Below are 26,683 nucleotides of genomic sequence, written 5' to 3'. Positions count from 1 at the left end.
CCCAAACGCTGCCAGGGGGCACGTCATGGCGAATTTCGAACAGCCGATCATCATCAAGAAGGTCAAGAAGGGTGGGCACGCCCATCACGGCGGCGCGTGGAAGATCGCTTACGCCGACTTCGTGACGGCCATGATGGCCTTCTTCCTCCTGATGTGGCTGATCAACATGACGACGGCCGAGCAGAAGCAGGGGCTCGCCGACTATTTCTCGCCGCCTTCGGTGAGCTTGTCGGATAGTGGCGCGGGCGGCGTCATGGGCGGACAGGCCATGGACAATGCCGGTTCGAGCATGTCGGGCTCTGCCGCCGACATTACGGCACAGGAGCCGGCGGCCGCGGCAGAAGCGGTGACCGGCGAAGCCGATCTTTCCGTTGGCGGCGATGCCCGCGACAATGGCAGCGAGCAGGAAGCCTCGAGTGATTCCGAGTTCAACCTCAAGGCGGTCGATGCGCAGGAATTCCACTCGGCTGCGGCGAGTATTCGCCAGGCCTGGCAGTCGATGCCGGAACTGACGCCCTTCATGGACAATCTGATCGTCGAGGAAACTGAAGAGGGTCTCGATATCCAGATCGTCGACCAACAGGGCAAGCGCATGTTCCCCGAGGGCTCGAAGTATCCGCTCGAGCCGACCCGTGCCGCCATCGCTGCCATGGCGCCGTTCCTGCAGCAGCTCAACTCGCAGATGACTATTTCGGGCCACACGGCAGCTGGCGGGCGCTATGAAAACCCGCGCTATGGCGCCTGGGAGCTTTCCGCGGATCGCGCCAATGTGGTGCGCTCGACGCTGGGCGAATTCGGGGTGACCGACGATCGCATCAAGTCGGTGGCCGGGCGAGCTTCGGATGAGCCGTTCTTTCCGAACGACCCCTATATGGCGGCCAATGAGCGCGTGAAGATCACCGTGCTGCGGACCGCGCCGCCAGTGCCAGCGGGGCTCAAGCCCTAAGTTCTGCCCGGAACTCTGCATGGGGCGTGGCGTTCTTCTCGCATCGTAATTTTGCGAGAAGCGTCATGTTCCAGCTATTGCTCATTCTCATCGTCATTGCCCTCGTGGCCGGCGCCATGGGCTTTACCGGTGTCGCCGCGGGTGCGGCGGGGCTCGCCAAGATCGTCTTTGTTGTGATGCTGATCGGGATCGGCATCATGCTGCTGCTGGCGTTTATGGGGCTGGTGGTCCTGTTCTAGAGCAGCAGCTTGAAGCCTTCATGGGTCTGTTCGAAGCCGAGCTTGCGGTAGAAGCGGTGGGCGTCGAGGCGGACCTTGTTTGAGGTCAACTGGACGATGCCGCAGCCGGCTTCGCGGCAGCGCTCGACCGCCCACTCCACCATTTGCGACCCAAGGCCATTGCCGCGCTGATCGGCGCGGATGTGGACGTTTTCGAGGATGCTACGGCGCATGCCGAAGCGGGGTAGGCCGGGCAGGAAGCTGATCTGGAGGGTTCCGACGATCTCGTTGTGCCGTTCGACGACGATGAGCCGGTGATTGGGATCGGCCGAAATTTCGTCAAAGGCGGCGCGATAGCGCGGATCGGTGAGGCTGGCGATATCCAACGGCGGCGTGTCGGCGCCGCGGGTATCGCCGGCGTGGCAGAGGGTCAGGATGGTGGGAATGTCTTCGGGGCAGGCGTCGCGGTAGATGAGATCGGACATGTCAGCTTCGGTGCGGCGAAAGGGAACGGGCGATCCCTAGCACGACCAAGGCGATGATGGCAGTCAGGCCGGCTACCCAGGAGCCAACAGAAAGAAGAGCGCCGGTGCCGGCCCAGGTGATGGAGGCGAAGGCTTCGGAAATGGTGGCGGCGCGGGAGGCGACCTGGCGGCGGCGGAACATGGCGCGGCGCATGGGAATGCGGAACCAGACTTGAATGGCCGTGGCCGAGGCGGCGGATAGAATGGCACAAATGCCGGTGGCAACAGCCATGGTCCAGCTATTGAGCGCCAGAAGCGCGAGGAGCGGGGCGAGAACCACTGCGACAACGACAAGAACGGCTTCGACCTTGGCTCGGAGGATGCTTGCAGCGGGAATGGGGGCTGTAGCGACGAGGTCGTAGGCATCTTCGCCTGAAAGAGCCAGCCAGGCGAGGCCGCCGGCCAGCTGGCCTGCCGCCATGACGAGCACCGGTACGATGACGATGAAGGCTCCAGCGCCTTCGCCGTAATTGACCCAGAGCAGCAGGGCCGGCGGCAGCAGATAGAGCATCTGCATCAGCGTTTGCGACAGAAGCCACGGGTCGCGTTGCAGCAGGCGCCATTCCTTGTGCCGCAGTGCCTGGGCCTGGCTGCGCCCGGTGAAGTGGGTTCTGGTTTTGGCGCGATGGCGGTTCGATTGGCCGACGCTTGCGGCGGCGACCGCGAGGCGGCCATAGCTGGGGGAAAAGAACAGCATGGCGAGAGCGAGGGCGCCGAGGAAGGTTGCGATGACGGGAATGGCCGAGATGGCGTCTCCCATGACGGCGCGGGCGGGCAGCCAGAGCCAGTGATCGGCTGCCGGGAGGGCGGCGATCAGATCGGGTGAGCTGAAGAGGGCGAAGCGCGAATAAGTGTCGAAGGACAAGATCGCCACCGCCTGGATGCCGATGACGAAACCGGCGCCGACAATGGCGGCGAGGATCTGGGCGATGAGGCGTGTGCGCTTGGGGCCGACGAGGCGGAAAAGCCCCATGGTGAGGGCCATGGCGATGGCGACGGCCAGTGCGGAAGAGGCGGGGAGCACGAGATAGGCCCAGAGCCAGTGGGGACCGGCAAGGAGCGCGAGCACGTTGATGATGGGGCTGGCGAGGAGGGCGCTGAGGAGCGCCGTCGAGAGGGCAACGGCGCCGGTGCGGACGGCGAAAAGGGTGCGAGTGGAGGCGGGGGAAGAGAGGATCAGATCGAGATCGGAGCGCGTGTAGTAGACGCGGGTGATCGCTTCCAAAGCCTGCGAGAGCATGACGGAAAAGAACAGGAGGCCAATGCCCGTCACCATGGCGAGGGTAGGTTTGTCGGGCGCTATGCCGTTGGCGGCCGCAGGGGCGATGATGACGGCAGCGATGAGGTGGAGAAGCGCATAGACGGCGAGGCCGCCGAAAAGAAAGCCGAAGAGCCGGACACGCTGGCCGCCCGTCATCATGGCAAGCCAATCGCGCCAGGCGAGGCGCAATTCGTGGCGTGCGAACCAGAGGAGTGAGCCGAGAGCGGCCATCATGTGGCGGCGGGGCCGGGTTCGACCAGTTCGAGGAAGATTTCCTCAAGGGTCGATTCGCGGCCGGTGCGGGCGCGCAGTTCGGTGAGGGTGCCTTCGGCGACCAGGCGTCCGCCGGCGATGACGCCGATGCGCTGGGCCATGCGTTCGGCCACCTCAAGAATGTGGGTGGTCATGATGATGGTGACGCCCTGGCGCACCTTGTCGAGGAGCACGTCTTTCACCTGGCGCGCGGAGCCGGCGTCGAGGCCGGTGAGGGGTTCATCGAGGATGATGAGGCGCGGATCGTGGATCAGGGCGCCGGCAAGGGCGACCTTTTGCAGCATGCCTTTGGAGAAACCGCCGCAGAGTTCGTTGGCGTGGGGTTTCAGGCCCAGAATGTCGAGGAGATCGTTGGCGGCGTCGCGGGCTTGGATGGGATCGACCTGCCAGAGGCCGGCGACGAAATCGAGATATTCTAGCGGGGTCAGGCGGTCATAGACCATGGGCTCGTCCGAAACCCAGGCGAGGAGGCGTTTGGCGGCGACCGGGTCTTTGCGGACATCGGTACCAAAAATTTCGATAGTGCCGGCATCGGGAGCGAGGAGGCCTGCGACCATGCGGAGGATCGTGGTCTTGCCCGCGCCATTGGGGCCGAGGAGGGCGTAGAACTCGCCGGCGGCGACGGTGAGATCGAGCCCGCGGACCACGGGGCGATCGAAGCTCTTGGCGAGATTGGTGATGGCAAGGGCGGGGACGGGCATGGAGGCTCCGGGCGGGTCAGGCGCACTCTAGGTTGCGCGCCTTGCTGGCGAGTGAATCGAAATCCTCAAGATTTCGCGTGGGGCAGGGTTGCAAGAATTGCAGGTTGTCGCGAACCCGAGGGTACGGCTAGCTTGTCGATGGCCGGGCCCTCCCTCCCGGCCTTTGAAAAATAAGTGATTTTGGTCGGCCTGCTGCTTTTGCATCAGGCCCATATACTCTTGGAGCTTTGCCATGACGAACGGCGTTGCACCCACTCAGGGCCTCACCGGCCTTGCAACGAAACTGGCGATCTTCGCCATGGCTATCGGCTCCTTCGGCATCGGAACGGGTGAGTTCGCCATTATGGGCCTCTTGCCCAATCTGGCGGGTGATCTTGGCGTAACCGAGCCTGAGGCCGGGCATGTTATTTCCGCCTATGCCTTCGGTGTGGTTGTGGGTGCGCCGCTGATTGCTGTGCTGTTCGCGCGCGCGCCACGCAAACCACTGCTGCTGGCGTTGATGGCGCTGTTTGCGCTGGGCAATGTTGGGAGTGCCTTGGCGCCTGACTATTGGTCGCTGGTGCTGCTGCGCTTTGTCTCCGGGCTGCCGCATGGCGCCTACTTTGGGATCGCGGCGTTGATTGCCGCCTCGATGGTGGATGTTGGCTATCGCGCCCGGGCCGTGGGCAGGGTGATGCTGGGGCTGACGCTGGCGACGCTGATCGGCATGCCGCTGGCGACGTGGCTGGGGCAGGGGCTCGGCTGGCGGCCGACATTCTTTGCCGTGGGCGGTATTGGTGCGCTCGCCGTGTTGATGGTCATGCGCTTTGTGCCGGCCATTCAGGTGGCGGAGGGCGCGAGCCCGTTGCGTGAGCTGGGGGCGCTGAAGCGGCCGCAGGTTTGGCTGACGCTGGGCATTGCGGCGACCGGTTGCGGCGGCATGTTCTCGGTTTTCACCTATATTGTGCCGCTTCTTACCGAAGTGACCGGGATTCCGACGATCTGGGTGCCGGTGGTGCTGGCGCTGTTCGGCGTGGGCATGACGCTGGGCAATGTGCTCGGCGCCTATATGGCCGATCGGGCACTGATGAAGACTATTGGCGGCATGCTGGCGTTCAACATTGTCAGCCTCGCTGCGGTGCCGTGGCTGGCGCTGGCCTGGCCGACGGCGGCGCTGAGCGTCCTGGGTGTTGGCTTTACGGTCGCCATCGGAACGGCGTTGCAGACGCGGTTGATGGACGTGGCGGCCGATGGGCAGACGCTGGCGGCGACGCTCAACCATGCGGCGTTCAACATCGCCAATGCGCTGGGTGCGCTGTTTGGCGGCATGGCGATTGCGGCGGGTCTGGGTTGGGCCTCGACGGGGCCGGTTGGCGCCGTGATGGCCGTTGTCGGGCTGGCACTGTTCCTGGTGTCGGTCTGGCTCGAGCGGCGAGACAATCGCTGGACCCCGGACGCGGTGCCGGCGGAATGAGAGAAGGGCGCCTCAGGGGGCGCCCTTCTTGTTTCAGGCGTCGGCCAGGTCCTTGGCGACGGTCAGGGTGACGTCGACATTGCCGCGGGTCGCGTTGGAATAGGGGCAGATCTGATGGGCCTTGTGGACCAGGTCTTCGGCCTGGGCGTGGTCGAGGCCGGGGATCGCAACCTGCAGTTCGACGGCGATGGCGAAGCCGGGGCCTTTGGCGTTTTCGCCGAAGGAGACTGCAGCATCGACGCTGGTTTCGTCCGGGATATTCACCTTTTCACCACGGGCGACGGCCTTCAGCGCGCCGAGGAAGCAAGCGGAATAGCCGACGGCGAAGAGCTGCTCGGGATTGGTGCCTGGGCCGTCATTGCCACCCATGGCCTTGGGCGTATCCAGCGTTACGGCTAGACGGCCGTCACTGGTCTTGCTGGTGCCGGTGCGGCCGCCAGTGGTGTGGGCATGGGCGGTGTAGACTGCAGCTTTGATGGACATTGCGACGATTTCCTTTGGAGGGATGAAATTTCGTGACGGCTATTCAATAGTTCACAATTCAATTGTGTGCAATAGAAATTTGTGTGATAGGTTTTGTGTGCTGAAAGGAGTGGCGATGAGCGACAAGCGGATGCCGACGATCGACCAGATGCTGTGCTTTGCCGTTTACTCGGCGGGGCACGCTTTCACGCGCTTTTATAAGCCGCGGCTGGACGCGCTGGATCTGACCTATCCGCAATATCTCGCTTTCCTCGTGCTCTGGGAAAAGGACGACATCACGGTAAAGGCGCTGGGGGAGAGATTGTTCCTCGACTCGGGAACAATTACGCCTCTCATCAAGCGTTTAGAGGCGCGAGGTCTGGTGGGCCGGCATCGAGACGAAGAGGACGAGCGCCAGGTGCGCATTCGCCTGACGACGGAAGGGCGGGCGCTAAAAGATAAAGCGCTGTCCATTCCGCTGGCCGTCATTGAAGGCGCGGGGCAGTCCCTTGAGGCGACGGAAGCCATGCGGCGCGAACTGGTGGCGCTGCGGGAGCGGCTGGATGAGGCGGCCGGCTAGTCAAGTCAGCGTCTTGGTCATCCATAGAATCAAGTCATCATCCATGCGGATGGGCGTGCCGGGCGTAACGTATTCGTTCCGATAGGTCGCGCCGCGGCCGTCCAGCACGTAACCATTGGCGGTGTAGAGACGCTGGGCTGGCCCATAGTCGGCGTAGAGGCCGACGCCGAGACCGATTTGCCTGTGGCCCGCGGCACGGGCATGTGCCTCGAGTTGCGCGATGAGCGCGGTAGCAATACCGCGATGGCGATGGGCTTTGGCCGTCACCAGGTCGTGCAGCTCCAGGATGCGTTGCGAAGCAAAGGCCGGGTAGCCCGACTGCCACAGGAGGCTGCCATAGGCGGCCGCTTGGTTCTTCTCGATGGCAACCAGGACGAGGCGCTCTCCGGCTGTGTGTTGGCGGAGTATTTCTGCCCATGCGGCGGGATCGTTCTTCCAGCCGTTGCCGCCATCGCAGTTCAGGATGGCACTAACGTTGGTTTGGTCCAAAGGCTCGAATCTCAGCATGCCGGCCTCAGCGCAGCCCCACGGCATCGACCTGGCCGGAACGGCAGCCGCCGTCCGTTGGGCTGGCGGCGGCGATGAGGCTTGGCAGGGAGTCAGGACCATCGATCTTGCCGGTGAGGCCGATTGTGAGTTCCGTGATGATGGTGCGATTGCCGTCCGCCTCGCAGGTCATGCGGACGCGTTCGCCGGCGCCGGGGCCGAAGGCGCTGTCGAAGGCGGAGCGGATCTGGGTGAGGGTGATGCGCTTGCCTATGTTGCTGGCGAAGAGTTGGGCGACTTCGGACGTGTTGAGGGCCAGCATGAGGTCGAGGGCGTCGGCGTAGTATTCGCGCGCGCTTGTTCCGTAGCAGGTACCGTGCTTGGTCCATTCGTGGCGGTCGAGACCGGATTGGCTGCCGGGCATGACTTCGTCGAGGTCGCGGCGGATGGCCAGGGACAGGTCGAGGATGGGGAGATCGCGCCAGCGACCGTCTTCGCTGGCATAGCGGTCGCCGGGCGAGACATTGCAGTATTCGTTGCTGCGCGGTTGGGGCCAGAGGCCGTGCAGGGTGAAATTGGTGGCTTCAAAGCTCGTGCCGCGCTGGTTGCGGCACTCGGTCTTGCGGGGGCTGAGTTCGCAGAAGGCGGGCTGCCAGTTTACGGCGAGGATGTATTGGGTGCCGCGATAAGTCGGGGGTGGCGCGGGAGGTGTCGGTTCGTCGACGCGGCCTTCGGCATCGGTGGAGCGGGTGCCGCAATCGACGGAAACCCAGCGGCGGTCGGGTTCGGCGCCGGGGATGACGATCCAGAGGTGGGTCGGGCGATCCTTGTTGCCGGCGACGAGGTCGTAGGCGGTGCCGGGGCGGGTCGTGATATCGCCGGGATTGGTTTCGCGGCTGATGGATTGGAGCGCCGGGCAGGTTTTGGTGGCGGTGAAGTAGCCAGTGAGGGGGACTTCGGCGCGGGCGGGGAGGGTGAGCAACAGAAGGGCGAGGATGGTGATGATCCGTAGCATTTCTGACTCCCCGAACGAATAAGGGGAGCGTTAGCGGCTCCCCTCGTTGATTGCTACCCTGTCGATCAGAGCGTGATGCGATAGAGGCCGAAGCCGTCGGCGTTGGTTTCGCCCGTGGCTTCGATCTTTACGGCAGTGACGTCTGCCAGGTGTTCGGCGGCCTTGGGGCCGGTGGCGAAGAGCACGGTGGTGTCGGCGATGGGTGCCAGCGACCAGTTGCTGTCGGCCTTGGGGTTGATGGTGCCGTTTTCGATGATGAAGCGCACGATGATGTCGCGGTTGGTATCGGGACCCTTGAAGACGATCACGTCCGAATTGATGTTCGGGAAGGTGCCGCCGCCGCCAGCGCGATAGTTGTTGGTGGCGACCACGAATTTCTGGGCCGGATCGATCGGCTTGCCGTCATAGGCGAGGTCGACGATGCGGTTGGCTTCGGGGTTCGGCTCTTCCTTGCCATCCGAAGAGTATTTGGAAGGCTGGGTCAGGTCGATCTTGTAGGTGACGCCATCGATCACGTCGAAATTGTAGGACGGGAAGTCGGGGTTGATGAGATCGGCATCCTTGGCGCCTGCCTCGACCTGATTGAAAATGCCGGCCGAGCGTTCGAGCCAGTTCTTCACATCCGCGCCGGTGATGACCACGGCCTGGATGGTGTTGGGATAGAGGTAGAGGTCAGCGACGTTCTTGATGGCGACGGGGCCAACCGGAACGTCGGTATAGTAGTCCGGGCCGCCGCGGCCGCCGGACTTGAAGGGCGCGGCAGCCGAGAGGATCGGCAGGCTCTCGTTTTCGGTGCCCTTCATCATCTGCTGGATGTACCAGGTCTGGGCCTGGCTCACGATCTGGACCGAGGGATCGTCGGCGACGAGAGCGAAGTAGGAGTGGAGCGGGGCCGAGGTTTCGCCGACCGGACGACGGATATAGTCGAGCGTTTCCTCGTGGTCGGCCTGGGCCGCTGCAACGACACCGGCATTGTCTTCAACCAGAGGCTGCACCTTGCCTTCGACGCGTTCGAAGATCGGGCGGGCTTCCGAGGTGTGGGAGACGATGGTCCACTTGCCTTCGGCGTCCTGCTCCAGCAGCAGGTCGATGAGGCCCATATGGCTGCCCCAGAAGCCGGGCATGACGGCTGGCTTGCCGTTGAGCGTGCCGGCAGCGATGTCGACGCCTTCGATGCCTTCATAGTCCGGGCCGGGGAAAACCAGATGGTGGTGGCCGGTCAGGACGACGTCGATTCCTTCGACGGCCGCGAGCTGGAGGGAGGCGTTTTCAGCGCCTGCGCCCTGGTCGGCGGCGATGCCTGAATGGGAGAGAGCGACGATGATGTCGGCGCCTTCTTCACGCATCTTCGGCACATAGGCTTCAGCGGTTTCGACGATGTCGCGAACCGTGACCTTGCCGGTCAGGTGGGTGGCGTCCCAGGTCAGGATCTGGGGCGGGAGGAAGCCGATCAGGCCGACCTTTACGGTCCGGGACGCGCCGGCGCCGTCGGTCAGCTCCTTTTCGACGATGATATAGGGGGCGATATAGGTCTCGTCGGAGAGGGCGTCGGCGCCGAGCTCGCCACGCACGAGGTTCGCCGACACGAAGGGGAACTTTGCGCCTTCGAGCGCACGGTCGAGGTATTCGAGGCCGTAGTTGAATTCGTGATTGCCGAGGGTCGCTGCCTCATAGCCGAGCGTGTTCATAGCCGCGACGATGGGATGGACGTCGCCCTGGTTCAGGCCCTTCTCATAGGCATAGTAGTCGCCCATGGGGTTGCCCTGGATGAGGTCACCATTGTCCACCAGAAGGGAATTGCCAGCTTCGGCGCGAATGCCTTCGATGAGGGTGGCGGTGCGGGCGAGACCCATCGTGTTGTTGGGAGCGTCGCCATAGTAGTCATAGGCCAGGACCGCGACATGCAGGTCTGTCGTTTCGAGAATGCGCAGATGCGCCTGGTTCGCTTGCGCCTGGACGGCGAAGGGGTGCATCGCTGCCATTGCTCCTAAACTAGCAGAGCCGGCGAGAAAGCTACGGCGCGAAATCTTTGGAAGAAAATTCATCTGATGATCTCCAAGTGAAATGCCATGTGAGCCTGGGGCCGAAATTCCCGCTTGGCCGGCTGGTCCGGCTTCTCAGGCGCTTCCTCTCCCGGGAAGCGGCCTCGACATGCCCGCGTTCGGTGACGATGGCATGACGGCGGCGGGGAGACGCTATGAAGTTTTTACCGAGTGGTCAATTTATGACAGTTCGATGACAGTCGCCTTTTTCGGGCTTCGTGCAACCCGTTCCAATTGTTGCGGCTTGTTGCTACCAAAGACGTGAAGCAGGAGTGCCGTCATGAAGTGGCGTGGTCGGGAACGCAGCAGCAATATCGAGGATCGCCGCGGAGAGACGGGAGGTCTCGGAGGCATGGGCGGGCCTTCGCTCGGACGGAGCGGCGGCATTCGCATTCCAATGGGTGGCGGGTCGCGGGGCGGCATCGGCGGTGTCATCGGCATCATCGTGGTGCTGGGCATCATCTGGATGGTGACGGGTCAGAATCCCATCGACTCGCTCACTGAGGACGCAGGCACTACGACTTCGAGCGCGACCTCGCGGCAACTGCCGACCGAAGGACAGGATGAACTCGTCGATTTCGTCGGCGTGGTGGTGAAAGAAACCGAAGATCTCTGGACGGAGGTTTTTGCGACTGCGGGCGAGGACTATCCTGAACCGCCAGTCGTGCTGTTCAGCGGCCAGACGAATTCGGGCTGCGGCGTCGCTGATGCGCGCACTGGGCCGTTCTATTGCCCGGTCGATTCAAAGGTCTATATCGACCTGAGTTTTTATGACGAACTGCATCGCAAGTTCGGTGCACCGGGTGATTTTGCTCAGGCCTATGTGCTGGCGCATGAGGTGGGGCACCATGTGCAGAACCTCACCGGCGTGCTGCCGGAGTTCAACCGCCGCCGCCAGAGCATGAGTCAGGAACAGGCCAATGCCTATTCCGTGCGGGTGGAATTGCAGGCGGATTGCTATGCGGGCGTTTGGGCCAATTATGCGGGGCAGCAGAACCTGCTCGATTCCGGCGATATCGAAGAGGCGTTGAACGCGGCAGAGCAGATCGGCGACGATACGCTGCAAAAGCGCATGCAGGGCTATGCGGTACCCAAGACGTTCAATCATGGCACTTCGGCGCAGCGCCAGACCTGGTTCGAGCGGGGATATGAGTCGGGTAACCCGAACGACTGCGATACCTTCTCAGGCAGCATCTAGGTTTTTGCCGGGAAGGCCACTAGAAGCGAGGGCACTGCAATGTGCCCGAGCCTTTCATGACCATTCCGAAAATTCTTCACTTCACCTGGAAGACGAAGACGCTGACGAAGTTCGCCCAGCGGGTGTGGAGCGAATGGGAAAAGAGCCATCCTGATTGGGAGCTGCGGCTTTGGGACGATGCGGATATCCGAGCGCTGGTGGAAGAGCACTATCCGGAGCATCTGGCGACGTTTGATCTCTATCCGTCGGGGATCTACCGCGCCGATGCATTTCGGTTTTTCGTGCTCCATAAGATCGGCGGCGTCTACGCTGATCTCGACGTGCTGCCCAAGCGCAAGATCGATGAACTGATCGGGCGGACAGAGTGTTTTGTCGGTGCCGAGCCGGTGAAGCATGTTGCGGACAACGAGAGCTATCGCGGCCTGCCGATGTCGCTGTGCAATGCCTTTATGGGCTCTGTGCCTGGGCATGTGTTCTGGCAGCGGTGCATGGAGGCCATGGCGCGCTGCATGTGCAATGACGTGGTCGACGCGACGGGGCCGCGTTTCGTCAATGGCGTGGCGCTGACAATTCCGAGGGAAGAGCGGCCGGATGCGCTGCCGCCGAGCTATTGGTCGCCGCTGGCTGGGGATGGGCGGAAATATGCGACGCCCGACTCTTACTGCGACCTGCTGGCCAAGCAGTTCCGGGTGGTCGGGCAGAACCAGCCGACGCTGGTCTCGCATCTGTGGCGCAATTCGTGGTTCATGCCCATTCCCTACAAGGGACCAGCATTCTGGAAGATCCCCAACCAGGTGCAGTGGGCCTGGCGCAAGCAGATGGCGGGTGAGATTGCCCGGACGACGTTTGCGCGGCCGACGCTCGACTATGATGTGCAGGATTTTGTGCCACCGGATGAATTGCCGCGGCTCTATCTCGCGGTGGATTTGACCGAGGACGACGGCGCGCGCTTTGCTGCGGCGCTGGCGGGGGGCGACTATCCCAAGGACAGGCTGGCTGTTGGCCTCTTTGCCACGGGCGGCGCGCAGGAGATTTCAGGGAAACTTGCCGCGTTCGGTTTTAGCGTCGAAGTGCATCGAGCCGAGGCTGGCGAGGCCGAACGGCATAATCAGATGCTGGCTGCGGGGCAGGGGCACGACGCGGTGATCGTTGCCGATGGTCGGCTGACGGCGATCCCGGCGGACGCGTTCCGGTTGATGGTTGCGGCGCAGCGGCCCGTTGTTGGCGTCAATGTGCATGGCGACGACGGCAGCGAGCGCAATGAGAGCAGCTTCCTCTACCATGTGGACGTGTTCAAGCGGCTCTATCGGGCGGTCAAACGGCATGGTTTCGTGCCGCCGATAGCCTCGCGCGATCCGTTTTCGCTGCGGTTTTTCCGCTATCTCAATATCGCGCCGCTGACCTCTACGGGGGCGGATTTGCTGCTCGTGACTAAGCCGGTCATTGATGCTGGCGCGCGCTTCGCGGCCGAGCCCTATAAGTATCACCTCGATGCCGAGGCCTTCTGCATACTGGCGCGGGATAGGGGATTTGAGGTTTGCGCCTTGCCCAATGTGGTCGTCACCACCTGCCGGTCCGAGCGAAGGGCCTAAAGCCCGAAGGCGTGGCGGCAGAGCATGGCGGTGGCCCAACCGGCGGCCAGCATGATCAGGCCGGGATATTTCAGGCTCACGACCAGCGCCACGAGCATGGCGATCTTTATGTCGAGGCCGCCATTGAAGAAGGCGGGGGCGCAGAGTGTGGTCAGCACGGCGGCTGGGACGGCATTGAGCGCGGCTTCGAGGCGCGGCGGAATGCTGCTCATGCGGGTGATGAGCACGTAGCCGCCGATGCGCGTCAGATAGGTGGCGGCTGCTGCGGCGATGATCAGCCAGGCGGTTGCTGGATCGAGCGCAAAGTTCATGAGTGACCGGCTTTCGCGGTCTTTGTGCCAGGCGGCGGCGACAGGGGCAGCAGTGCGGCGACGAGAACGCCAAAGGCGGCACCGATGCTCACATGCCAGGGCGAGCCGACAAGCTGGTAGCCCAGGATCGAGCCGATGAAGCTGGCGAGTACCACCGGGTAGAAGTTGGGCTTGCGGCGGAAGCCGACAACGATGCCGAGGAAATAGAGCGGCAGCAGCACGTCGATGGCCCAGACGCGCGGATCGCCGATCATCGCGCCAAAGGCGGCGCCGACGATGCTGAAGGTCAACCAGGGCACGTAGATGGTCGCGGCGAAGGCGAGATACCATTCGAGCGTGATGGTCTTGCCGCTTTCGGCGCGGCGTACCGTTTCGGCAAATTGCGGATCGATGAGCACGAAGAAGGCGAGGAGCTTCTGGCCCAGCGAGAAATGCGTGAGGTAGCGGGTGAGCGCTGCCGAATAGAGGACGTGGCGGAAATTAACCGCGAAGATGGAGAGCACGACTAGCCAGGCGGCGACGTGCTGGCCAAAGAGCTCGATGCCGACGAGTTGGCTGGCGCCGGCATAGACGGTGGCGGACATCAGAGCCACTTCGGGAAGGTTGAGGCCGTTGTCGACGGCGACGGCGCCGAAGAGTACTGCGAAAGGGGCAGAGGACAGCGCCACGACGGCGCCGCCCTTCAGGCCTTCAACGATCTCGTTGCGGTTCATTTATGCCGCAGGCGCCTTGTGCTCGGGCCATTCGGCAAGACCCTTTTCCTTGCGCACCAGATTGAGGAAGCGCGTGAAGAGGTAGTGGCTGTCCTGCGGGCCGGGGCTGGCTTCGGGGTGGTACTGCACCGAGAAGATCGGCTTGCCGTCCACAGCGAGGCCGGCATTGGAGCCGTCAAAGAGCGAGATATGGGTCTGGGTGACGCCGGCGGGCAGGTTCTCGGCGTCCACGGCGAAGCCATGGTTCATCGAGGTGATTTCCACCTTGCCCGTGGTCAAGTCCTTCACCGGATGATTAGCGCCATGGTGGCCCTGATGCATCTTGCTGGTGGTGCCGCCTAGGGCGAGGCCGAGGAGCTGGTGGCCAAGGCAGATGCCGAACATGGGCTTGCCGGTTTCCATCAGCTTCTGGATCGTCGGGACGGCATATTTGCCGGTCGCGGCCGGATCGCCAGGGCCATTGGAGAGGAAGATGGCGTCGGGGTTGTGCGCGAGGACGTCAGAAGCCGAGGCAGTGGCGGGCACGACCGTGACCTTGGCGCCCTGATCGGCAAGGCAGCGCAGGATATTGCGCTTGGCGCCGTAGTCGATGGCGACGACGTGGAAGTCCGGGTTTTCGACCTTGCCATAGCCCTTGTTCCACTGCCAGCTGGTCTGGTCCCAGTGATAGGTCTGGGCCGTGGTGACTTCTTTGGCGAGGTCGAGGCCTTCAAGGCCCGGGAAGGCAGTCAGTTCGGCCTTGATCGAACCTTCGTCGAAATGGCCGGTCGGCTCGTGGGCGATGACGCCGTTGGGCATGCCGTTTTCACGGATGAGCGCGGTCAGGGCGCGGGTGTCGATACCGGCGATGCCGATGATGTTGCGCTTCTTGAGCCAGGCATCGAGCTTTTCGGCGGCGCGATAGTTCGACGGATTGGTGATGTCGGCCTTGAGCACGACGCCGCGCACACCCGAAAGGGCGGCCATGTTCACCGTCTCGATATCTTCGTCGTTGGTGCCGACATTGCCGATGTGCGGGAAGGTAAAGGTGATGATCTGCCCGGCATAGGAGGGGTCGGTGAGGACTTCCTGATAGCCGGTCATGGCGGTGTTGAAGCAGACTTCGCCGGCGGCGTGGCCGACTGCACCAATGCCATGGCCCTCAAGGCGCGTGCCGTCAGCCAGAATAAGAACTGCGGTCGCGGGGGATTGCTGCCAGCCGGTCACGGTCGGTCTCCATGCTTGGTTCGTCGGGTCGCGCGCCAAGGAAGCGGCGAGAAGCCGCTACAAGGGGTGCGAGGTATGTCGGTTGAGGCCTCCTCTTAGAAGGCCAAGCGGCAGAGCGCAAGTGGCGCGTCCAGCGTTTCATGCCTATATGGGGACAACAAATTGCATGGCAAGGAGCACACAAAGATGCGCGAAACGATCAGCGAAGGCCTGAAAACTGCCCTCAAGGCCCGCGACCAGCGGAGAACCGCGACCTTGCGCGCCATCAATGCGGCCATCACGGACCGCGATATTGCAAATCGTGGCGACGGTAAGGGGCCGGCCACGAATGATGAAGTTTTGGCGATCATCCAGAAGATGGTGAAGCAGCGCGAAGAGAGCTTTGCGATCTATGCGCAGGCCGGGCGTGCTGATCTCGCTACGGTGGAAAAGGAAGAGATCGATATTCTCAACGAATTCCTGCCCAAGCCGCTGAGCGAGGAAGAGGTTTCTGCCGCTATCGAGGCCGCCATCGTGTCGAGCGGAGCCGAAGGTTCCAAGGACATGGGCAAGGTCATCGCGGCGCTGAAGGTCAACTATCCGGGTCGGATCGACTTCGGCAAAGTGAGCGGGCAGGTGCGGAACGCGCTGGCCGCCAAGGGCTAAGGCTTAAGCGACGAGGCGCAAGGGGGCGAGTCGGACCTGGTTTCGGCCGCCATTCTTGGCCTGGTAGAGGGCCGCGTCTGCGCGGTTGAGGAGGGCGGAAAAGTCCTCCTCGATCGTCGGGATGGCGAGACCAATGCTGACGGTGGCGATGAGGCCCTGGTCGTCGATGGCGAGGGCAAGATCGGCGAAGGCCTTGCGGATGCGCTCGGCGATGGTTTTTGCCATTTCCTGATCGATGTCGTTGAGGACGACGCAGAATTCTTCGCCGCCGATACGCGAGGCGACGTCGCCGCGGCGCAATTCCTGGCGCAGGACATCGGCAAAGCGCTGGAGAACGCGGTCGCCCTGGGCGTGTCCGAAGCGGTCATTCACCTGCTTGAAATGATCGAGATCGAACATCAGCACGGCAGTGGCGCTGGATTGCTTTGATCCTCCAAAACGGTCGAAGAGAGCGCGGCGATTGAGAACGCCGGTCAGAGAATCGGTATTGGCTTCGGTGTGATGGCGGTGGGCGGCGCGGGCATAATGGAGCGTCAGGGTCAGCGCGCCAATGCCGGTCAAGCCCACCAGCGACATGATGGAATTGAAGTCTTCGGCCCAGTTCTTCGGCGGCTCGGTCGTGACCCATCTCGCTTCGCTCAGGAGGACCAGTGCGCAGCAGAGGAATGAGAGGGCCGTGATGCAATAAAGAATCGCGTTGGCGTTCAGCGCGATGTGGGGGTGGTCCTTGCTGCGCCAATGTTCGATGGCGCAGAGCACCAGGATGGCCGCCGCAAGGGAATTGAGCAGGATCGTGCCGACGCCGGTCAGGCCCATCAGGAAAGGAATGCCGATGGCCACGACCGCCAGCACCCCGACGACGATTGGGGGACGTATGCTGGCTTTGATATCCCGGAAACGGCGGGCACCTGCATAGACGAAACTGAAGCCGATCAGGATCAGCGTGTAGGGGACGAGGTGCTGGCCAAAGCCGTAGGCGCCATTGCGGAAGCCCATGAGCATGACGGCCAGAACGATGAGCGCCATGCCTACGGCGCCGAGGACGAGATAGGTTTCCGTGCGGGCATTGAGCCAGCCGATAAGCAGGGCAAGCAGCAGCGATGCGCTCGAAAACGCTATGCCGATCAGCAATGTGGCATTGTCGATGACCATTCGAGCACCCGACCGCTACGGCCCCTCTTAGCGGCCAAAGATACAAAGCTCTCTTACAGAGAAGCTGCAATTGTAGCGATCGGCGATCACGTTTTTTGGGCGGCCTATTTGGCCGCGGCGGCGACCGGAACGGGCGGTAGGGCGCCGGTGCTGCGATCCCAGAGGCCTGAGCCGATGGCGATGGCCGCGGCGAGGGCCGAGGAAATACCGCCGATGAGCGGCAGGAAACCATAGCCGAGTCCCGAATCGATCACGTAGGCGCCAAGCACGGCGCCGATGGCGATGCCGATATTGAAGCCGGTGGGGATCAGGGCGGATGCCAGGTTTGGTGCGTCGGCGGCCCAGGCGAGGACACGCGACTGCACGGGTGAGCCAAAGGCGAAATTGACGCCGCCCCATAGGATTGTCGCGATAGCCATGACCACCGGGTAGGGGCTGACGAAATGGATGGTGACGAACATTACGGCCTGCAGCGCCAGGATGGCGACCAGGGATGGCATGAGCTTCCAGTCGGCAAGGCGGCCGCCGATGAAAACGCCGATGGTAGAGCCGACGCCATAGAGCAGCAGGACCCATGGCACGACGCCGGTTTCGATGCCGGTGACATTGGTCAGGAGCGGGGTGATGTAGGTGAAAAGGCTGTATTGGCCGATCATCACCAGGATGACGATGAAGAGCGAGGCCACGATCTGCTGGCGGCCGAGCACCTTGAATTCACGAATGAAGCTGCCGGACGTGGTTTCCGAGGCGGCGTTGCGCGGCAGGAAGATGGCAACCGCCAGTGTCGCTAGCAGGCCGATGATGCCCACGGCCCAGAAGGTGGCGCGCCAGCCCAGCGCATTGCCGATGGCAGTGCCGCCGGGGACGCCGAGAATATTGGAGACGGTGAGCCCCGAGAGAATCAGCGCCACGGCAAAGCCGCGCTTATCTGGCGAGACGATGCTGACGGCCACGATGGCGGCGATGCCGAAATAAGTACCGTGGACCACCGAGACCAGCACGCGGGCCAGCATCAGCATTTCGAAATTGGGTGCGAGGGCGCAGAAGGCCTGTCCGAGAATGAAGATGCCGCCCAGAAGCAGAATCAACGCCTTGCGGGTTATTTTCTTGGTCGCCACGGCAAGAAGCGGGCCGCCGATGGCGATGCCGATCGCATAGCCCGAAATCAGGTAGCCGGCCACGGGAATGGAGACATCCAGCCCCGCCGCAACATCAGGCAGAATGCCGGCAATGACGAATTCGGCCGTGCCGAAAGCGAAGGCGGCAAGGAACAGGGCGAGGAGGGGCAGGGACATGTCAGCAACCGCCGCGGCGGCCTCAATTGGAGCTCGCTCATTTCACAGCGGGCCTATTGGCACAATCCATATTTTGGTCGGGGCAGTATAGAAAAACTATAGTGGCACATGACTGGCGCCAATGGATTGGTGGCGCTAGAGTTCTTCTGCTGGACGGGCCTCTCCGGCCCGATGGAGGGCACAAGAATGACGGTTTCATCCCAGACGAAGCGGCGCTTTGCGGCGGCGACAGCCTTGCGCGGACTGTTGATGCTGCTGGCGGGACTCTATGCGATCATTTTCCCGGGCGATGCGCTGACGGTGCTGGTGCTGTTCGGCGGTATCCTGCTCATCGTCGATGGTGCGCTGGGGCTCTGGAGCCTGACCTTTGGTGGCGGCAAGAGCGGCAATTATTGGTTCGACATCATCGCCAATGCTGCGTCGCTGATCCTGGGTATCTTGTTCTTTATCCAGCCGTTCATCGCGACGATTTTCACCGCGACCTTCTTTGGCACCATTGTAGGTCTGGCCGCCTTGTTCGTGGGCGTGATGCAGATCGTGGTGGTGGTGAGGGAGCGGGACAGCTATGCGCGGATCTGGCCGGTGGTCTTGTCCGGCGTGTCCTATGTGCTGCTCGGGCTGGTCTTCCTGTTCTTCCCGGTGCTGACAGCAGCCGTCGGCATGGTCCTCGGCGGCATTCTGCTGGTGTTCTTCGCCATCGGCCTCTTCGGTTGGGCCTGGCGGCTCTATCAGGCCAGCAAGGCCTGACGCCTATTTGTAGGTGACCGTGACGCCGGCAACGCTGGCGTCATCGCGGAACACGGTGGCTCCGGTGGGGCGGGCGATTCCTATGGAATCGGCCGCCAGCCATTGAGCGGCAAGATCGGCATCGGCGCCGACCGAGAAGAAACTCGCAGCATCGAATGGAACTTCCTCGCCCGGCGGCACGAGAGCGGCCTGGGTATTGGGTTCGGCATTGCCGCAATCGCGCGAAAAGACCACGAGATCGAATTTCTGGTCGGGCGAAGTCAGGCGTTCGTGCTCCTCGATGGTGCAGGCTGGCACGAGGTCCGAGACGATCCAGAGCGTGGCACCGATGGCGATTGCGGGTAGCGCGGTCAGCAGGATGAAGATGCGGAGCGGGAATTTCTGGGTAGGGGGCAAGGGTCGACTTTACCGTGAGAGCAAAGAGCAAAGAGGCGCGCCTCCGACCATAGCGGAGGCGCCTGCGCTCGAACAGATAGCGGCCCTCGGTGAGAGAGCCGACCTGCTTGACTCAACAAGTTTGTCATGAGTACATAACGTGAACATGAAGTGCGGGGGCTTTCATGATTACGCCACGTCTCCACCATCTCACCATTGCCCGAATAGTTGTGGTTCTGGTTCTGGCGGCTTTGGTCGCAGGGTGCGTGACGACGCGCGAACCGGTTGTGCTGACGAACTCGTTCGACCCTGAGGCGGCCGCTTTCATAAAGACGACGGGACGGGCCAAGGTCAGCGGGCAGGCCTTCGTGCGCCAAAACAGTGGCAAGCTGTTGCGTGCGGTTGGTACGGATGTGTTTCTCGTGCCCCGGACGGCCTATGCCGATGAGCGGATTGCGGCGATCTATCGCGGGCGGAAATACGCCCTATGGGGCGGTGCCCAGATGCCGGATGCCGATCCGCGGTATGGGGAATATATGCGGACGACGATCGCCAGTTCGGGCGGATCCTTCAGCTTCGACCGTGTTGCGGACGGCGAATATTACGTCATCGCGATGATCCACCTCCCAAGCGAGGTTGTGTTTTTGCAGTTTCCCATTGTCGAAAAGGTTCATGTTCAGAACGGGAGGAGTGTCCGACTGGTCATGCGCGGGTATTGACCGCGGCTCGACCGGCGGTGGCTGTGGAAAAGCTCGGCGCTGATGACTTGGCGTGAGCAAGCGCCTATCTAAGCCTCATGCGCTTTTCCGATCAGTTCCTGGAAGAAATCCGTCAGCGCCTGCCTATCACGCAGGTCGTGGGCGAACATGTGCTTTGGGACAAGCGGAAATCGCAACCGGGCAAGGGCGATATGTGGGCTTGCTGCCCCTTCCACGCCGAGAAAAGCCCGAGCTTTCACGCCGATGACCGGCGCGGCATCTATCATTGCTTTGGCTGCGGGGCGAGCGGCGACCATTTTCGGTTTTTGACCGAGAAGGCCGGGATGAGTTTTCCCGAGGCGGTGGAGAAGCTGGCTGGTATGGCCGGCGTGGCGATGCCGGCGCGGGATGAGCGGACCGAGCAGCGCGAGGCGGCGCAAAAGGGCCTCGTCGAGGTCATGGAACTTGCCGCGAAATATTACGAGGCGGCGCTGTCGCACAATATCGGCGCACGGGCTCGGGGCTATCTCTTCGATCGCGGCGTGTCGGCGGCCAGCCAGACGCGGTTCCGGATCGGGTTTTCACCAGATAGCCGCAATGGCCTGAAAGAGCATTTGGCCGCCAATGGCGTTTCGGCGCAGGCGATGCTCGATGCCGGGCTGGTGACGAGCCGAGACGACGATCCGCTGACGTACGACCGGTTCCGCAATCGCGTCATGTTTCCGATCACCGATTTCAGGGGCCGGATCATTGCATTCGGTGGGCGAGCGCTGAGCGCCGATGTGCCGGCGAAGTATCTCAATTCGCCGGAAACCAGTCTCTTTTCGAAGCGCCAGACGCTGTACAATGGGCAATCGGCCCGGGCAGCGGCGCGGGAAGGGGCCACGGTTATCGTGGTGGAAGGCTATCTCGATGTGATCGCGGCGGTGGCTGCGGGCTTTGAAGGCACGGTGGCGCCGCTCGGTACTGCGCTGACGGAAGAGCATCTGCAACTCCTCTGGCGCATGGCCGAGGTGCCGGTGCTGTGCTTTGATGGCGACAAGGCCGGTCTCAAGGCGGCGGAGCGCGCCATGGACCTGGTGCTGCCGCACTTGAAACCCGGCCAGACCGTGAAGATTGCGACGCTGCCGGAAGGGCAGGATCCCGACGACCTGATCAAGGCGCAGGGGCGGCAGGCTTTTGCCGATGTGATCGACAAGGCGCGGAGCCTGTCGGATATGCTCTGGAGCCTCGAGACGGGCGGGCTGGTGCCGGAGGCACCGGAAGAACGGGCGGCCTTGCAGGCGAGGCTGCGCGAGCGGGCCAATTCCATTCAGGACCAGACTGTTCGCTTCCACTATCAGCAGGCGTTCGATGAAAAGCTGAAAGCCTTCTTCGCGCCGATCCGGCAGGGCAGGGATAGCCAGCGCGGTGGCGGGCGGCCGGGCTATGGCAAAAGCGGCGCCTATGGTTTTCCTGCGCGCGGGACGCCGCGTTCTGTTGTTTCCGACACATTGCGCAATTCCCGTCTGGTGCGGGGTGGGCCTGGCATCGAGACGACGCCACGCGAGGCGACGATCATCCAGACGCTCGTGAACCATCCGGCGCTCGTCGAGGACAAGTTCGAAGTTCTGGCGGCACTCGATTGCGAAACGCCGACGGCGCAGAAGGTGTTGAGCGATATTCTGGCGCTGGCTGTGCGGCACCATGATATTTCGGCGCCCGACATGCAGGCGGCCCTGGGTGCACGTGGTCATGGGCCAGTTCTTGACCGAATGGCGGAAACTTTGGTGCGCCAGGGCGTTTGGCAAGTAGGGTCCGATACCGCACTGGCTGACGCCGAAACCGGATTAAGTCATGCGCTGGCCTTGCATAACAAGAAAGTTCAGCTAAATAGGGAATTGAAGGCAGCCGAAGCGGCGCTGGGCGAAGACCCGAGCGATGAAACCTTTGAAAGGCTGCGAGACATCAAGAACCAGATTACCACTGTCGATGGCACTGAGGCATTGATCGAAGGATTTGGTTCGCTATCGGGACGCGCGACTCGCAGTTTTTAGAGGACTTCTCTAAAGACCGGCGAAGACGCGCGATTTTGCATATGGCGAGTTCGTCATTGCGTCCCGGAGCGGGCCATTGTGAACGCGGCGTGTTAACGCCTTGGTTACCAAACCTTTACCTTGTCTTGAGCCGACACCACCTATGACAAGTCCGGCGCCCGATGCCCACGGGTCCCGAGGAGTAGCATATGGCCACCAAGGCAGCGAACAAAGCCAGCAAGGAAACCGAGAAGCCCGAATCCGGGGCTCCGGAGGCCTCCAATGACAGCCCCCTGATCGACCAGAACGATGCTGCGGTCAAGAAGCTGATCAAGGTCGCCAAGAAGCGCGGCTATGTTACCTATGAAGAATTGAACGCTGTTCTGCCCGCGGACGAAACAAGTTCCGAGCAGATCGAAGATTTCATGTCCATGTTCTCGGAAATGGGCATCAATGTCGTCGACGAAGACGAGGTCGAGGAGACCGAAGTCGAGAAGGACGAAGACGATACTGGTTCGGAAGTCGCGCCTTCGGGCGGCACGGCTCTTGCCAATACTTCGAATACCAAATCCGGCTCGGATCGCACCGACGACCCCGTGCGCATGTATCTGCGCGAAATGGGCTCGGTTGAGCTGCTGAGCCGCGAAGGCGAAATCGCCATCGCCAAGCGCATTGAGGCCGGTCGCGAGACCATGATCGAAGGTCTCTGCGAATCGCCGCTGACCTTCCAGGCCATCATCATCTGGCGCGACCAGCTCGCCGAAGGCGAAATTTTGCTCCGAGACATCATCGACCTTGAAGCGACCTATGCTGGCCCCGACGCCAAGCAGGCTGCTCCGGAAATTCCGGTGGCGCCGGCGCGTCATGAGCCGGAGGTCGTCAAGGCGGCTGCAAAGCCTGCCCCGCGTCGCGCGGCATCGTCCGACAGCGAAGACGACTATGTGCCCGAGGAGCCGGAAGCTCCGCAGGACCCGGTCGAGGACGACGACGACGAATTCGACAACGCCCTGTCGCTCTCGGCCATGGAAGCCGAGCTGAAGCCGCAGGTCGTCGAGACGTTCAACCGTATCGCCGAAGCTTATGGCCAGATGCGCGTTATGCAGGATCGTCATGCCGTCGATCGTACTGCTGCCGTTTCCGACGCTGAATCCAAGAAGCTTGGTTCGCTTCGTGCTGACGTCATCACCGACGTGAAGTCGCTGTCGCTCAATACCAGCCGTATCGAAAGCCTCGTCGAACAGCTCTACGACATCAACAAGCGCCTCGTGCGTCTTGAAGGTCGCCTGCTGCGCCTGGCCGAAAGCTATGGCGTGAAGCGCGAAGTCTTCCTGCAGAACTACTATGGGCGCGAGCTGGACCCGACCTGGGAAACCGGGCTTGAAGGTTTTGACGGCAAGGGCTGGGCTGAATTCGCTCGTCGCGAAGCCGACACCGTGCACGATATCCGTCACGAGATTGCTACGCTTGCCACCGAAACCGGCCTCGATATCGCCGAATACCGCCGCATCGTTCACAAGGTGCAGAAGGGCGAGCGCGAGGCTGCGATTGCTAAGAAGGAAATGGTTGAGGCCAACCTTCGCCTCGTGATCTCGATCGCGAAGAAGTACACGAACCGCGGCCTGCAATTCCTTGATCTCATTCAGGAAGGCAATATCGGCCTGATGAAGGCCGTCGATAAGTTCGAGTATCGTCGCGGTTACAAGTTCTCGACCTACGCGACCTGGTGGATCCGTCAGGCGATCACCCGCTCGATCGCTGATCAGGCGCGCACGATCCGTATTCCGGTGCACATGATCGAGACGATCAACAAGATCGTCCGTACCTCGCGCCAGATGCTGCACGAAATCGGTCGCGAACCGACGCCGGAAGAGCTCAGCGAAAAGCTCCAGATGCCGCTCGACAAGGTCCGCAAGGTCCTCAAGATCGCCAAGGAGCCGATTTCTCTGGAAACGCCGATCGGCGACGAAGAGGATTCGAACCTCGGCGATTTCATCCAGGACGTGAATGCGATCCAGCCGATCGATGCGGCGATCCAGTCGAACCTGCGTGAGACGACGACCCGCGTTCTCGCTTCGCTGACGCCGCGTGAAGAGCGTGTGCTTCGTATGCGTTTTGGTATCGGCATGAACACCGACCATACCCTCGAAGAAGTCGGCCAGCAGTTCTCGGTGACCCGCGAACGTATTCGCCAGATCGAAGCCAAGGCGCTCCGCAAGCTCAAGCATCCGAGCCGTAGCCGGAAGCTCCGGAGCTTCCTCGATAACTAGGAGCAGCCCCGTGGCTGCTCCCCGCCTGAAAGTCACCGCCATCCGCGCCAGCATTCCGTTCAAGCTGGCGGTGACGTTTTCCGATGGCACGCATGGCGCCTTCAATGCGGCGCCCATGCTGGCCGAACGCGGCGAAGGCACCGAGCCGCTGCGCGATCGGGCCTTTTTCGCCAAGGTGGGCCTTGCCAACGGCACGCCGACCTGGCCGAACCATTTTGACATCTCCCCGCAATGGCTGCAGGAGGAGATGGACCGGCGGGGGGAACTCGTGCGCCCCAGGCCACAAAGACGCATGTGAGGGAGTTGCCTATGTCGTTCTGGAAGAAGCTCTTTGGTGGTGGCGGTGCCGAGGATAGCGCGCCGGCTGGCGACAAGGCTCTCGGCGAAGAGAGCTACAAGGGCTTTCTGATCAAGGCCATCGAGATGCGCGCGGGCAGCGAATACCAGCTGGCCGGTACCATCGAGAAGGACGTGGGCGGGGAACTCAAAAGCTACAAGTTCATCCGCGCAGACCGGATGGGCTCGAAGGATGATCTCGTCGCGCTGGCGCTCAGCAAGGGTCGCCAGATCATCGACGAGCAGGGCGAAGGCATCTACCGCTAGCGCCAGACTGGAATTTTGTGTCGACCGCGGGCCCCACGGCTCGCGGTCCTGTTTTTGAAGGATTGCCATCATGGCCAAGAAGCCGACAGCCCGCAGTGAATTCGTGATGTTCGATATCGTCTATGAAGACGGCTCGCAGCGCTCTAACCGCAAGGTGGATGCCAACCTGCTGGGCGGTCTCGATGGCGACGAGCCGGCCCGCGCGGCGATCGAAGAGCAGGACCGCGCGATTTCGGAAAAGTCCGGCGTGCCGCCGCTGGCGATCAAGTCGATCAAGCGCTCGGGCAAGTAAGCGATGAACTCGGAAACGCTGCAACTGGGCAAGGATGTCGGGGTACCGCAGCGTCCCGAGGATGCTGTGCTCGATCCGGTGCCCAATCCGCATCCGGACGTGAACTATGTGGCACGCTATATTGCGCCCGAATTCACCTCGCTCTGCCCGGTGACCGGCCAGCCCGATTTTGCGCATCTGGTGATCGACTATGTGCCGGATCAGTTTCTGGTCGAGTCCAAGTCGCTCAAACTGTTCCTGACCTCGTTCCGCAATCATGGTGCGTTCCACGAGGGCTGCACGATCGATATCGCCAAGCGCATCGTCGAGACGATCAAGCCGCGCTGGCTGCGGATCGGCGGCTATTGGTATCCGCGCGGCGGTATTCCGATCGACGTGTTCTGGCAGACTGGTGTCTTGCCCGAGGGCACTTGGGTGCCGGACCAGGGCGTGCCGCCTTATCGCGGTCGCGGTTAATCAGAAAAAAGGCCCATCCTCGGATGGGCCTTTTTGTTTGGTTACTTGCCGAGCGCCTTGTCGATGGCCGGCTTCACCACCGTGCCGTAGAGTTCGATGGCTTTCATGACCTTAGCGTGGGGCAGGGTGCCGACACTGAGCTGCAGGCCGAAGCGGTCGTGCTTGAACCATTCGTGCTGCAGCAGGATCTTGTCGATCACTTCCTGCGGCGAGCCCATGTAGTAGGCGCCTTCCGAGGTGGTGCTGGCATCGAACTGCGCGCGGGTGCCCGGTGGCCAGCCGCGCTCGGCGCCGATACGGCTCATAGTGGCGTTATGGGCCGGGAAGGCGACGTCGCGGGCGTCCTGGCTGTCTTCGGCGATGAAGCCGTGGCCGGAGATGCCGACTTTCAGCAGCGATGCATCGTGGCCGACTTTTTCGCCGGTCTGGCGATAGAGGTCGACCAGCGGCATGAACTGGCGCGGGCGGCCGCCGATGATGGCGATCATCAGGGGCAGGCCATAGTAGGCGGCGCGGGCGACCGAGTTGGGTGTGCCGCCGACAGCAATCCAGAGCGGCAGAGGCTTTTGGACCGGTTCGGGATAGACCGCGATGCCGGGGATGGCATTGGTGTGCTTGCTGCCGGCCCAGGTGACCTTGCCGCCCTTGCGCAGCTCGAGCAGCATTTCGAGCTTTTCTTCGAAGAGATCGTCGTAGTCGTCGAGGTCGAGCCCGAAGAGCGGGAAGCTTTCGATGAAGGAGCCGCGGCCGGCCATGATCTCGGCGCGGCCATTGCTGATGAGGTCGAGGGTCGAGAACTGCTGGTAGACGCGGACCGGGTCTTCGGAGGAGAGGACGGTCACGGCGGTCGAAAGGCGGATCGACTTGGTGCGGGCGGCTGCGGCGGCGAGAATGGTCACCGGCGCCGAGGCGACGTAGTCGGGGCGGTGATGTTCGCCGAGGCCGTAGAAGGCGAGGCCAAGCTGGTCGGCCAGCTCAATCTCTTCGATCAGGTCGCGCAGGCGTGCGGCCGGCGATTGCAGGTGGCCGCCGTTGAGCGGGTCCGGGGTGTTTTCAGCGAAGGAATAAAGTCCGAGTTCCATGGCGTTCTCCTTGCGCGAAGAGATGGCGGCCGAAGCGGCAGGTCGCAAGAACGCACATGGGTGATACCGCGCGGG

29 protein-coding genes are annotated in these 26,683 nt (G+C 62.4%); 15 read left to right on the top strand and 14 right to left on the bottom strand.

Features of this window, described 5'->3' with window-relative positions; translation table 11 throughout:
• The first annotated feature begins 25 nt into the window (after positions 1–25).
• Together ACSQ2A_RS12155 and ACSQ2A_RS12150 are read left to right on the top strand one after the other, a co-directional pair.
• The gene (locus ACSQ2A_RS12155; RefSeq protein WP_295412449.1) at positions 26–946 is read left to right on the top strand and encodes a flagellar motor protein MotB; all 921 of its coding nucleotides are present in this window, start codon (positions 26–28) and stop codon (positions 944–946) included.
• Positions 947–1,011: 65 nt separating this feature from the next.
• Positions 1,012–1,185 carry a DUF1328 family protein gene (locus ACSQ2A_RS12150; protein ID WP_295412447.1) on the top strand — a complete coding sequence of 58 codons (174 nt, stop codon included), beginning with the start codon at positions 1,012–1,014 and terminating at the stop codon, positions 1,183–1,185.
• Here ACSQ2A_RS12150 and ACSQ2A_RS12145 read toward each other — a convergent pair.
• The 3 genes from ACSQ2A_RS12145 to ACSQ2A_RS12135 are packed head-to-tail and all read right to left on the bottom strand — an operon-like array spanning position 1,182 to position 3,923.
• Positions 1,182–1,649 carry an N-acetyltransferase family protein gene (locus ACSQ2A_RS12145; protein WP_436072454.1) on the bottom strand — a complete coding sequence of 156 codons (468 nt, stop codon included), beginning with the start codon at positions 1,647–1,649 and terminating at the stop codon, positions 1,182–1,184. The two genes, ACSQ2A_RS12150 and ACSQ2A_RS12145, sit on opposite strands and share 4 nt — an antisense overlap.
• A 1-nt stretch (position 1,650) precedes the next feature.
• Complete coding sequence (locus ACSQ2A_RS12140; RefSeq protein WP_436072453.1) at positions 1,651–3,183, bottom strand: permease; 1,533 nt, start codon at positions 3,181–3,183, stop codon at positions 1,651–1,653.
• Positions 3,180–3,923: an ABC transporter ATP-binding protein gene (locus ACSQ2A_RS12135; protein ID WP_436072452.1), complete on the bottom strand. Its 744-nt coding sequence runs from the start codon at positions 3,921–3,923 to the stop codon at positions 3,180–3,182. Before ACSQ2A_RS12135 ends, ACSQ2A_RS12140 begins: the two co-directional genes overlap by 4 nt.
• A gap of 232 nt (positions 3,924–4,155) precedes the next feature.
• Here ACSQ2A_RS12135 and ACSQ2A_RS12130 point away from each other — a divergent pair, with 232 nt between their 5' ends.
• Positions 4,156–5,376, top strand: a complete 1,221-nt coding sequence (locus tag ACSQ2A_RS12130) for an MFS transporter (protein ID WP_436072451.1) — start codon at positions 4,156–4,158, stop codon at positions 5,374–5,376.
• Between the two features lie 33 nt (positions 5,377–5,409).
• On the opposite strand, the gene ACSQ2A_RS12125 is transcribed toward ACSQ2A_RS12130, so the two are convergent.
• Positions 5,410–5,859: an organic hydroperoxide resistance protein gene (locus tag ACSQ2A_RS12125; RefSeq protein WP_436072450.1), complete on the bottom strand. Its 450-nt coding sequence runs from the start codon at positions 5,857–5,859 to the stop codon at positions 5,410–5,412.
• 115 nt (positions 5,860–5,974) lie between these two features.
• On the opposite strand from ACSQ2A_RS12125, the gene ACSQ2A_RS12120 reads away from it, so the two are divergent.
• The gene (locus ACSQ2A_RS12120) at positions 5,975–6,418 is read left to right on the top strand and encodes a MarR family winged helix-turn-helix transcriptional regulator (protein WP_436072449.1); all 444 of its coding nucleotides are present in this window, start codon (positions 5,975–5,977) and stop codon (positions 6,416–6,418) included.
• Here ACSQ2A_RS12120 and ACSQ2A_RS12115 read toward each other — a convergent pair whose 3' ends face one another.
• From ACSQ2A_RS12115 to ACSQ2A_RS12105, 3 genes are all read right to left on the bottom strand, one after another.
• Complete coding sequence (locus ACSQ2A_RS12115; RefSeq protein ID WP_436072448.1) at positions 6,419–6,925, bottom strand: N-acetyltransferase family protein; 507 nt, start codon at positions 6,923–6,925, stop codon at positions 6,419–6,421.
• A gap of 7 nt (positions 6,926–6,932) precedes the next feature.
• Positions 6,933–7,919 carry a ribonuclease T2 family protein gene (locus ACSQ2A_RS12110; protein WP_436072447.1) on the bottom strand — a complete coding sequence of 329 codons (987 nt, stop codon included), beginning with the start codon at positions 7,917–7,919 and terminating at the stop codon, positions 6,933–6,935.
• Positions 7,920–7,984: 65 nt separating this feature from the next.
• Entirely contained in the window at positions 7,985–9,901 is a 1,917-nt protein-coding gene (locus ACSQ2A_RS12105; RefSeq protein WP_436072446.1) for a bifunctional 2',3'-cyclic-nucleotide 2'-phosphodiesterase/3'-nucleotidase, read from the bottom strand.
• Between the two features lie 340 nt (positions 9,902–10,241).
• Here ACSQ2A_RS12105 and ypfJ point away from each other — a divergent pair, with 340 nt between their 5' ends.
• Both ypfJ and ACSQ2A_RS12095 read left to right on the top strand, forming a co-directional pair.
• Entirely contained in the window at positions 10,242–11,159 is a 918-nt protein-coding gene (gene ypfJ, locus ACSQ2A_RS12100; RefSeq protein ID WP_436072445.1) for a KPN_02809 family neutral zinc metallopeptidase, read from the top strand.
• A 56-nt stretch (positions 11,160–11,215) separates the two neighbouring features.
• Positions 11,216–12,751 carry a glycosyltransferase family 32 protein gene (locus ACSQ2A_RS12095; protein WP_436072444.1) on the top strand — a complete coding sequence of 512 codons (1,536 nt, stop codon included), beginning with the start codon at positions 11,216–11,218 and terminating at the stop codon, positions 12,749–12,751.
• Here ACSQ2A_RS12095 and ACSQ2A_RS12090 read toward each other — a convergent pair.
• The 3 genes from ACSQ2A_RS12090 to carA are packed head-to-tail and all read right to left on the bottom strand — an operon-like array spanning position 12,748 to position 14,981.
• Positions 12,748–13,062 carry an AzlD family protein gene (locus ACSQ2A_RS12090; RefSeq protein WP_295412431.1) on the bottom strand — a complete coding sequence of 105 codons (315 nt, stop codon included), beginning with the start codon at positions 13,060–13,062 and terminating at the stop codon, positions 12,748–12,750. The genes ACSQ2A_RS12095 and ACSQ2A_RS12090 overlap by 4 nt on opposite strands.
• Positions 13,059–13,775, bottom strand: a complete 717-nt coding sequence (locus ACSQ2A_RS12085; protein WP_436072443.1) for an AzlC family ABC transporter permease — start codon at positions 13,773–13,775, stop codon at positions 13,059–13,061. Before ACSQ2A_RS12085 ends, ACSQ2A_RS12090 begins: the two co-directional genes overlap by 4 nt.
• Positions 13,776–14,981 (bottom strand): glutamine-hydrolyzing carbamoyl-phosphate synthase small subunit, encoded by a 1,206-nt coding sequence (gene carA, locus ACSQ2A_RS12080; RefSeq protein ID WP_436072442.1) that lies wholly within the window; start codon positions 14,979–14,981, stop codon positions 13,776–13,778.
• A gap of 186 nt (positions 14,982–15,167) precedes the next feature.
• On the opposite strand from carA, the gene ACSQ2A_RS12075 reads away from it, so the two are divergent.
• Positions 15,168–15,626, top strand: a complete 459-nt coding sequence (locus ACSQ2A_RS12075) for a GatB/YqeY domain-containing protein (RefSeq protein WP_436072441.1) — start codon at positions 15,168–15,170, stop codon at positions 15,624–15,626.
• 3 nt (positions 15,627–15,629) lie between these two features.
• Here the strand turns inward: ACSQ2A_RS12075 and ACSQ2A_RS12070 are convergent, their stop codons facing one another.
• Complete coding sequence (locus ACSQ2A_RS12070) at positions 15,630–16,778, bottom strand: diguanylate cyclase domain-containing protein (RefSeq protein WP_436072440.1); 1,149 nt, start codon at positions 16,776–16,778, stop codon at positions 15,630–15,632.
• Positions 16,779–16,882: 104 nt separating this feature from the next.
• A complete protein-coding gene (locus ACSQ2A_RS12065; protein WP_436072439.1) occupies positions 16,883–18,073 on the bottom strand; it encodes an MFS transporter in 1,191 nt (396 codons plus the stop codon).
• 186 nt (positions 18,074–18,259) lie between these two features.
• Here ACSQ2A_RS12065 and ACSQ2A_RS12060 point away from each other — a divergent pair, with 186 nt between their 5' ends.
• On the top strand, positions 18,260–18,820 hold the full coding sequence (locus tag ACSQ2A_RS12060; protein WP_436072438.1) for an HdeD family acid-resistance protein: 561 nt from the start codon (positions 18,260–18,262) through the stop codon (positions 18,818–18,820).
• Between the two features lie 3 nt (positions 18,821–18,823).
• On the opposite strand, the gene ACSQ2A_RS12055 is transcribed toward ACSQ2A_RS12060, so the two are convergent.
• Positions 18,824–19,216 (bottom strand): hypothetical protein, encoded by a 393-nt coding sequence (locus tag ACSQ2A_RS12055; RefSeq protein WP_436072437.1) that lies wholly within the window; start codon positions 19,214–19,216, stop codon positions 18,824–18,826.
• 164 nt (positions 19,217–19,380) lie between these two features.
• Here ACSQ2A_RS12055 and ACSQ2A_RS12050 point away from each other — a divergent pair, with 164 nt between their 5' ends.
• The 7 genes from ACSQ2A_RS12050 (at position 19,381) to queF (ending at position 25,526) form a co-directional block, all read left to right on the top strand.
• On the top strand, positions 19,381–19,914 hold the full coding sequence (locus ACSQ2A_RS12050; RefSeq protein ID WP_436072436.1) for a carboxypeptidase regulatory-like domain-containing protein: 534 nt from the start codon (positions 19,381–19,383) through the stop codon (positions 19,912–19,914).
• A 77-nt stretch (positions 19,915–19,991) separates the two neighbouring features.
• On the top strand, positions 19,992–21,929 hold the full coding sequence (gene dnaG, locus ACSQ2A_RS12045; RefSeq protein ID WP_436072435.1) for a DNA primase: 1,938 nt from the start codon (positions 19,992–19,994) through the stop codon (positions 21,927–21,929).
• A 188-nt stretch (positions 21,930–22,117) separates the two neighbouring features.
• A complete protein-coding gene (rpoD, locus tag ACSQ2A_RS12040) occupies positions 22,118–24,175 on the top strand; it encodes an RNA polymerase sigma factor RpoD (RefSeq protein ID WP_436072434.1) in 2,058 nt (685 codons plus the stop codon).
• Positions 24,176–24,185: 10 nt separating this feature from the next.
• Positions 24,186–24,473, top strand: coding sequence for a DUF2442 domain-containing protein (locus ACSQ2A_RS12035; RefSeq protein WP_436072433.1), 288 nt, complete (start codon positions 24,186–24,188; stop codon positions 24,471–24,473).
• A gap of 11 nt (positions 24,474–24,484) precedes the next feature.
• Positions 24,485–24,778, top strand: a complete 294-nt coding sequence (locus ACSQ2A_RS12030; protein WP_295412411.1) for an HlyU family transcriptional regulator — start codon at positions 24,485–24,487, stop codon at positions 24,776–24,778.
• 70 nt (positions 24,779–24,848) lie between these two features.
• Positions 24,849–25,070: a hypothetical protein gene (locus tag ACSQ2A_RS12025; RefSeq protein ID WP_291416758.1), complete on the top strand. Its 222-nt coding sequence runs from the start codon at positions 24,849–24,851 to the stop codon at positions 25,068–25,070.
• 3 nt (positions 25,071–25,073) lie between these two features.
• Positions 25,074–25,526, top strand: coding sequence for a preQ(1) synthase (gene queF, locus ACSQ2A_RS12020; RefSeq protein ID WP_436072432.1), 453 nt, complete (start codon positions 25,074–25,076; stop codon positions 25,524–25,526).
• Positions 25,527–25,567: 41 nt separating this feature from the next.
• Here queF and ACSQ2A_RS12015 read toward each other — a convergent pair whose 3' ends face one another.
• On the bottom strand, positions 25,568–26,608 hold the full coding sequence (locus tag ACSQ2A_RS12015) for an Atu2307/SP_0267 family LLM class monooxygenase (protein ID WP_436072431.1): 1,041 nt from the start codon (positions 26,606–26,608) through the stop codon (positions 25,568–25,570).
• Positions 26,609–26,683: the final 75 nt, after the last annotated feature.

Origin of the sequence: Devosia sp. LjRoot3 (genome assembly GCF_964252865.1) — a bacterium.
GTDB lineage: Bacteria > Pseudomonadota > Alphaproteobacteria > Rhizobiales > Devosiaceae > Devosia.
Note: the sequence above shows the minus strand (reverse complement) of the source record. Positions and strands in the feature narration are given on the sequence as shown.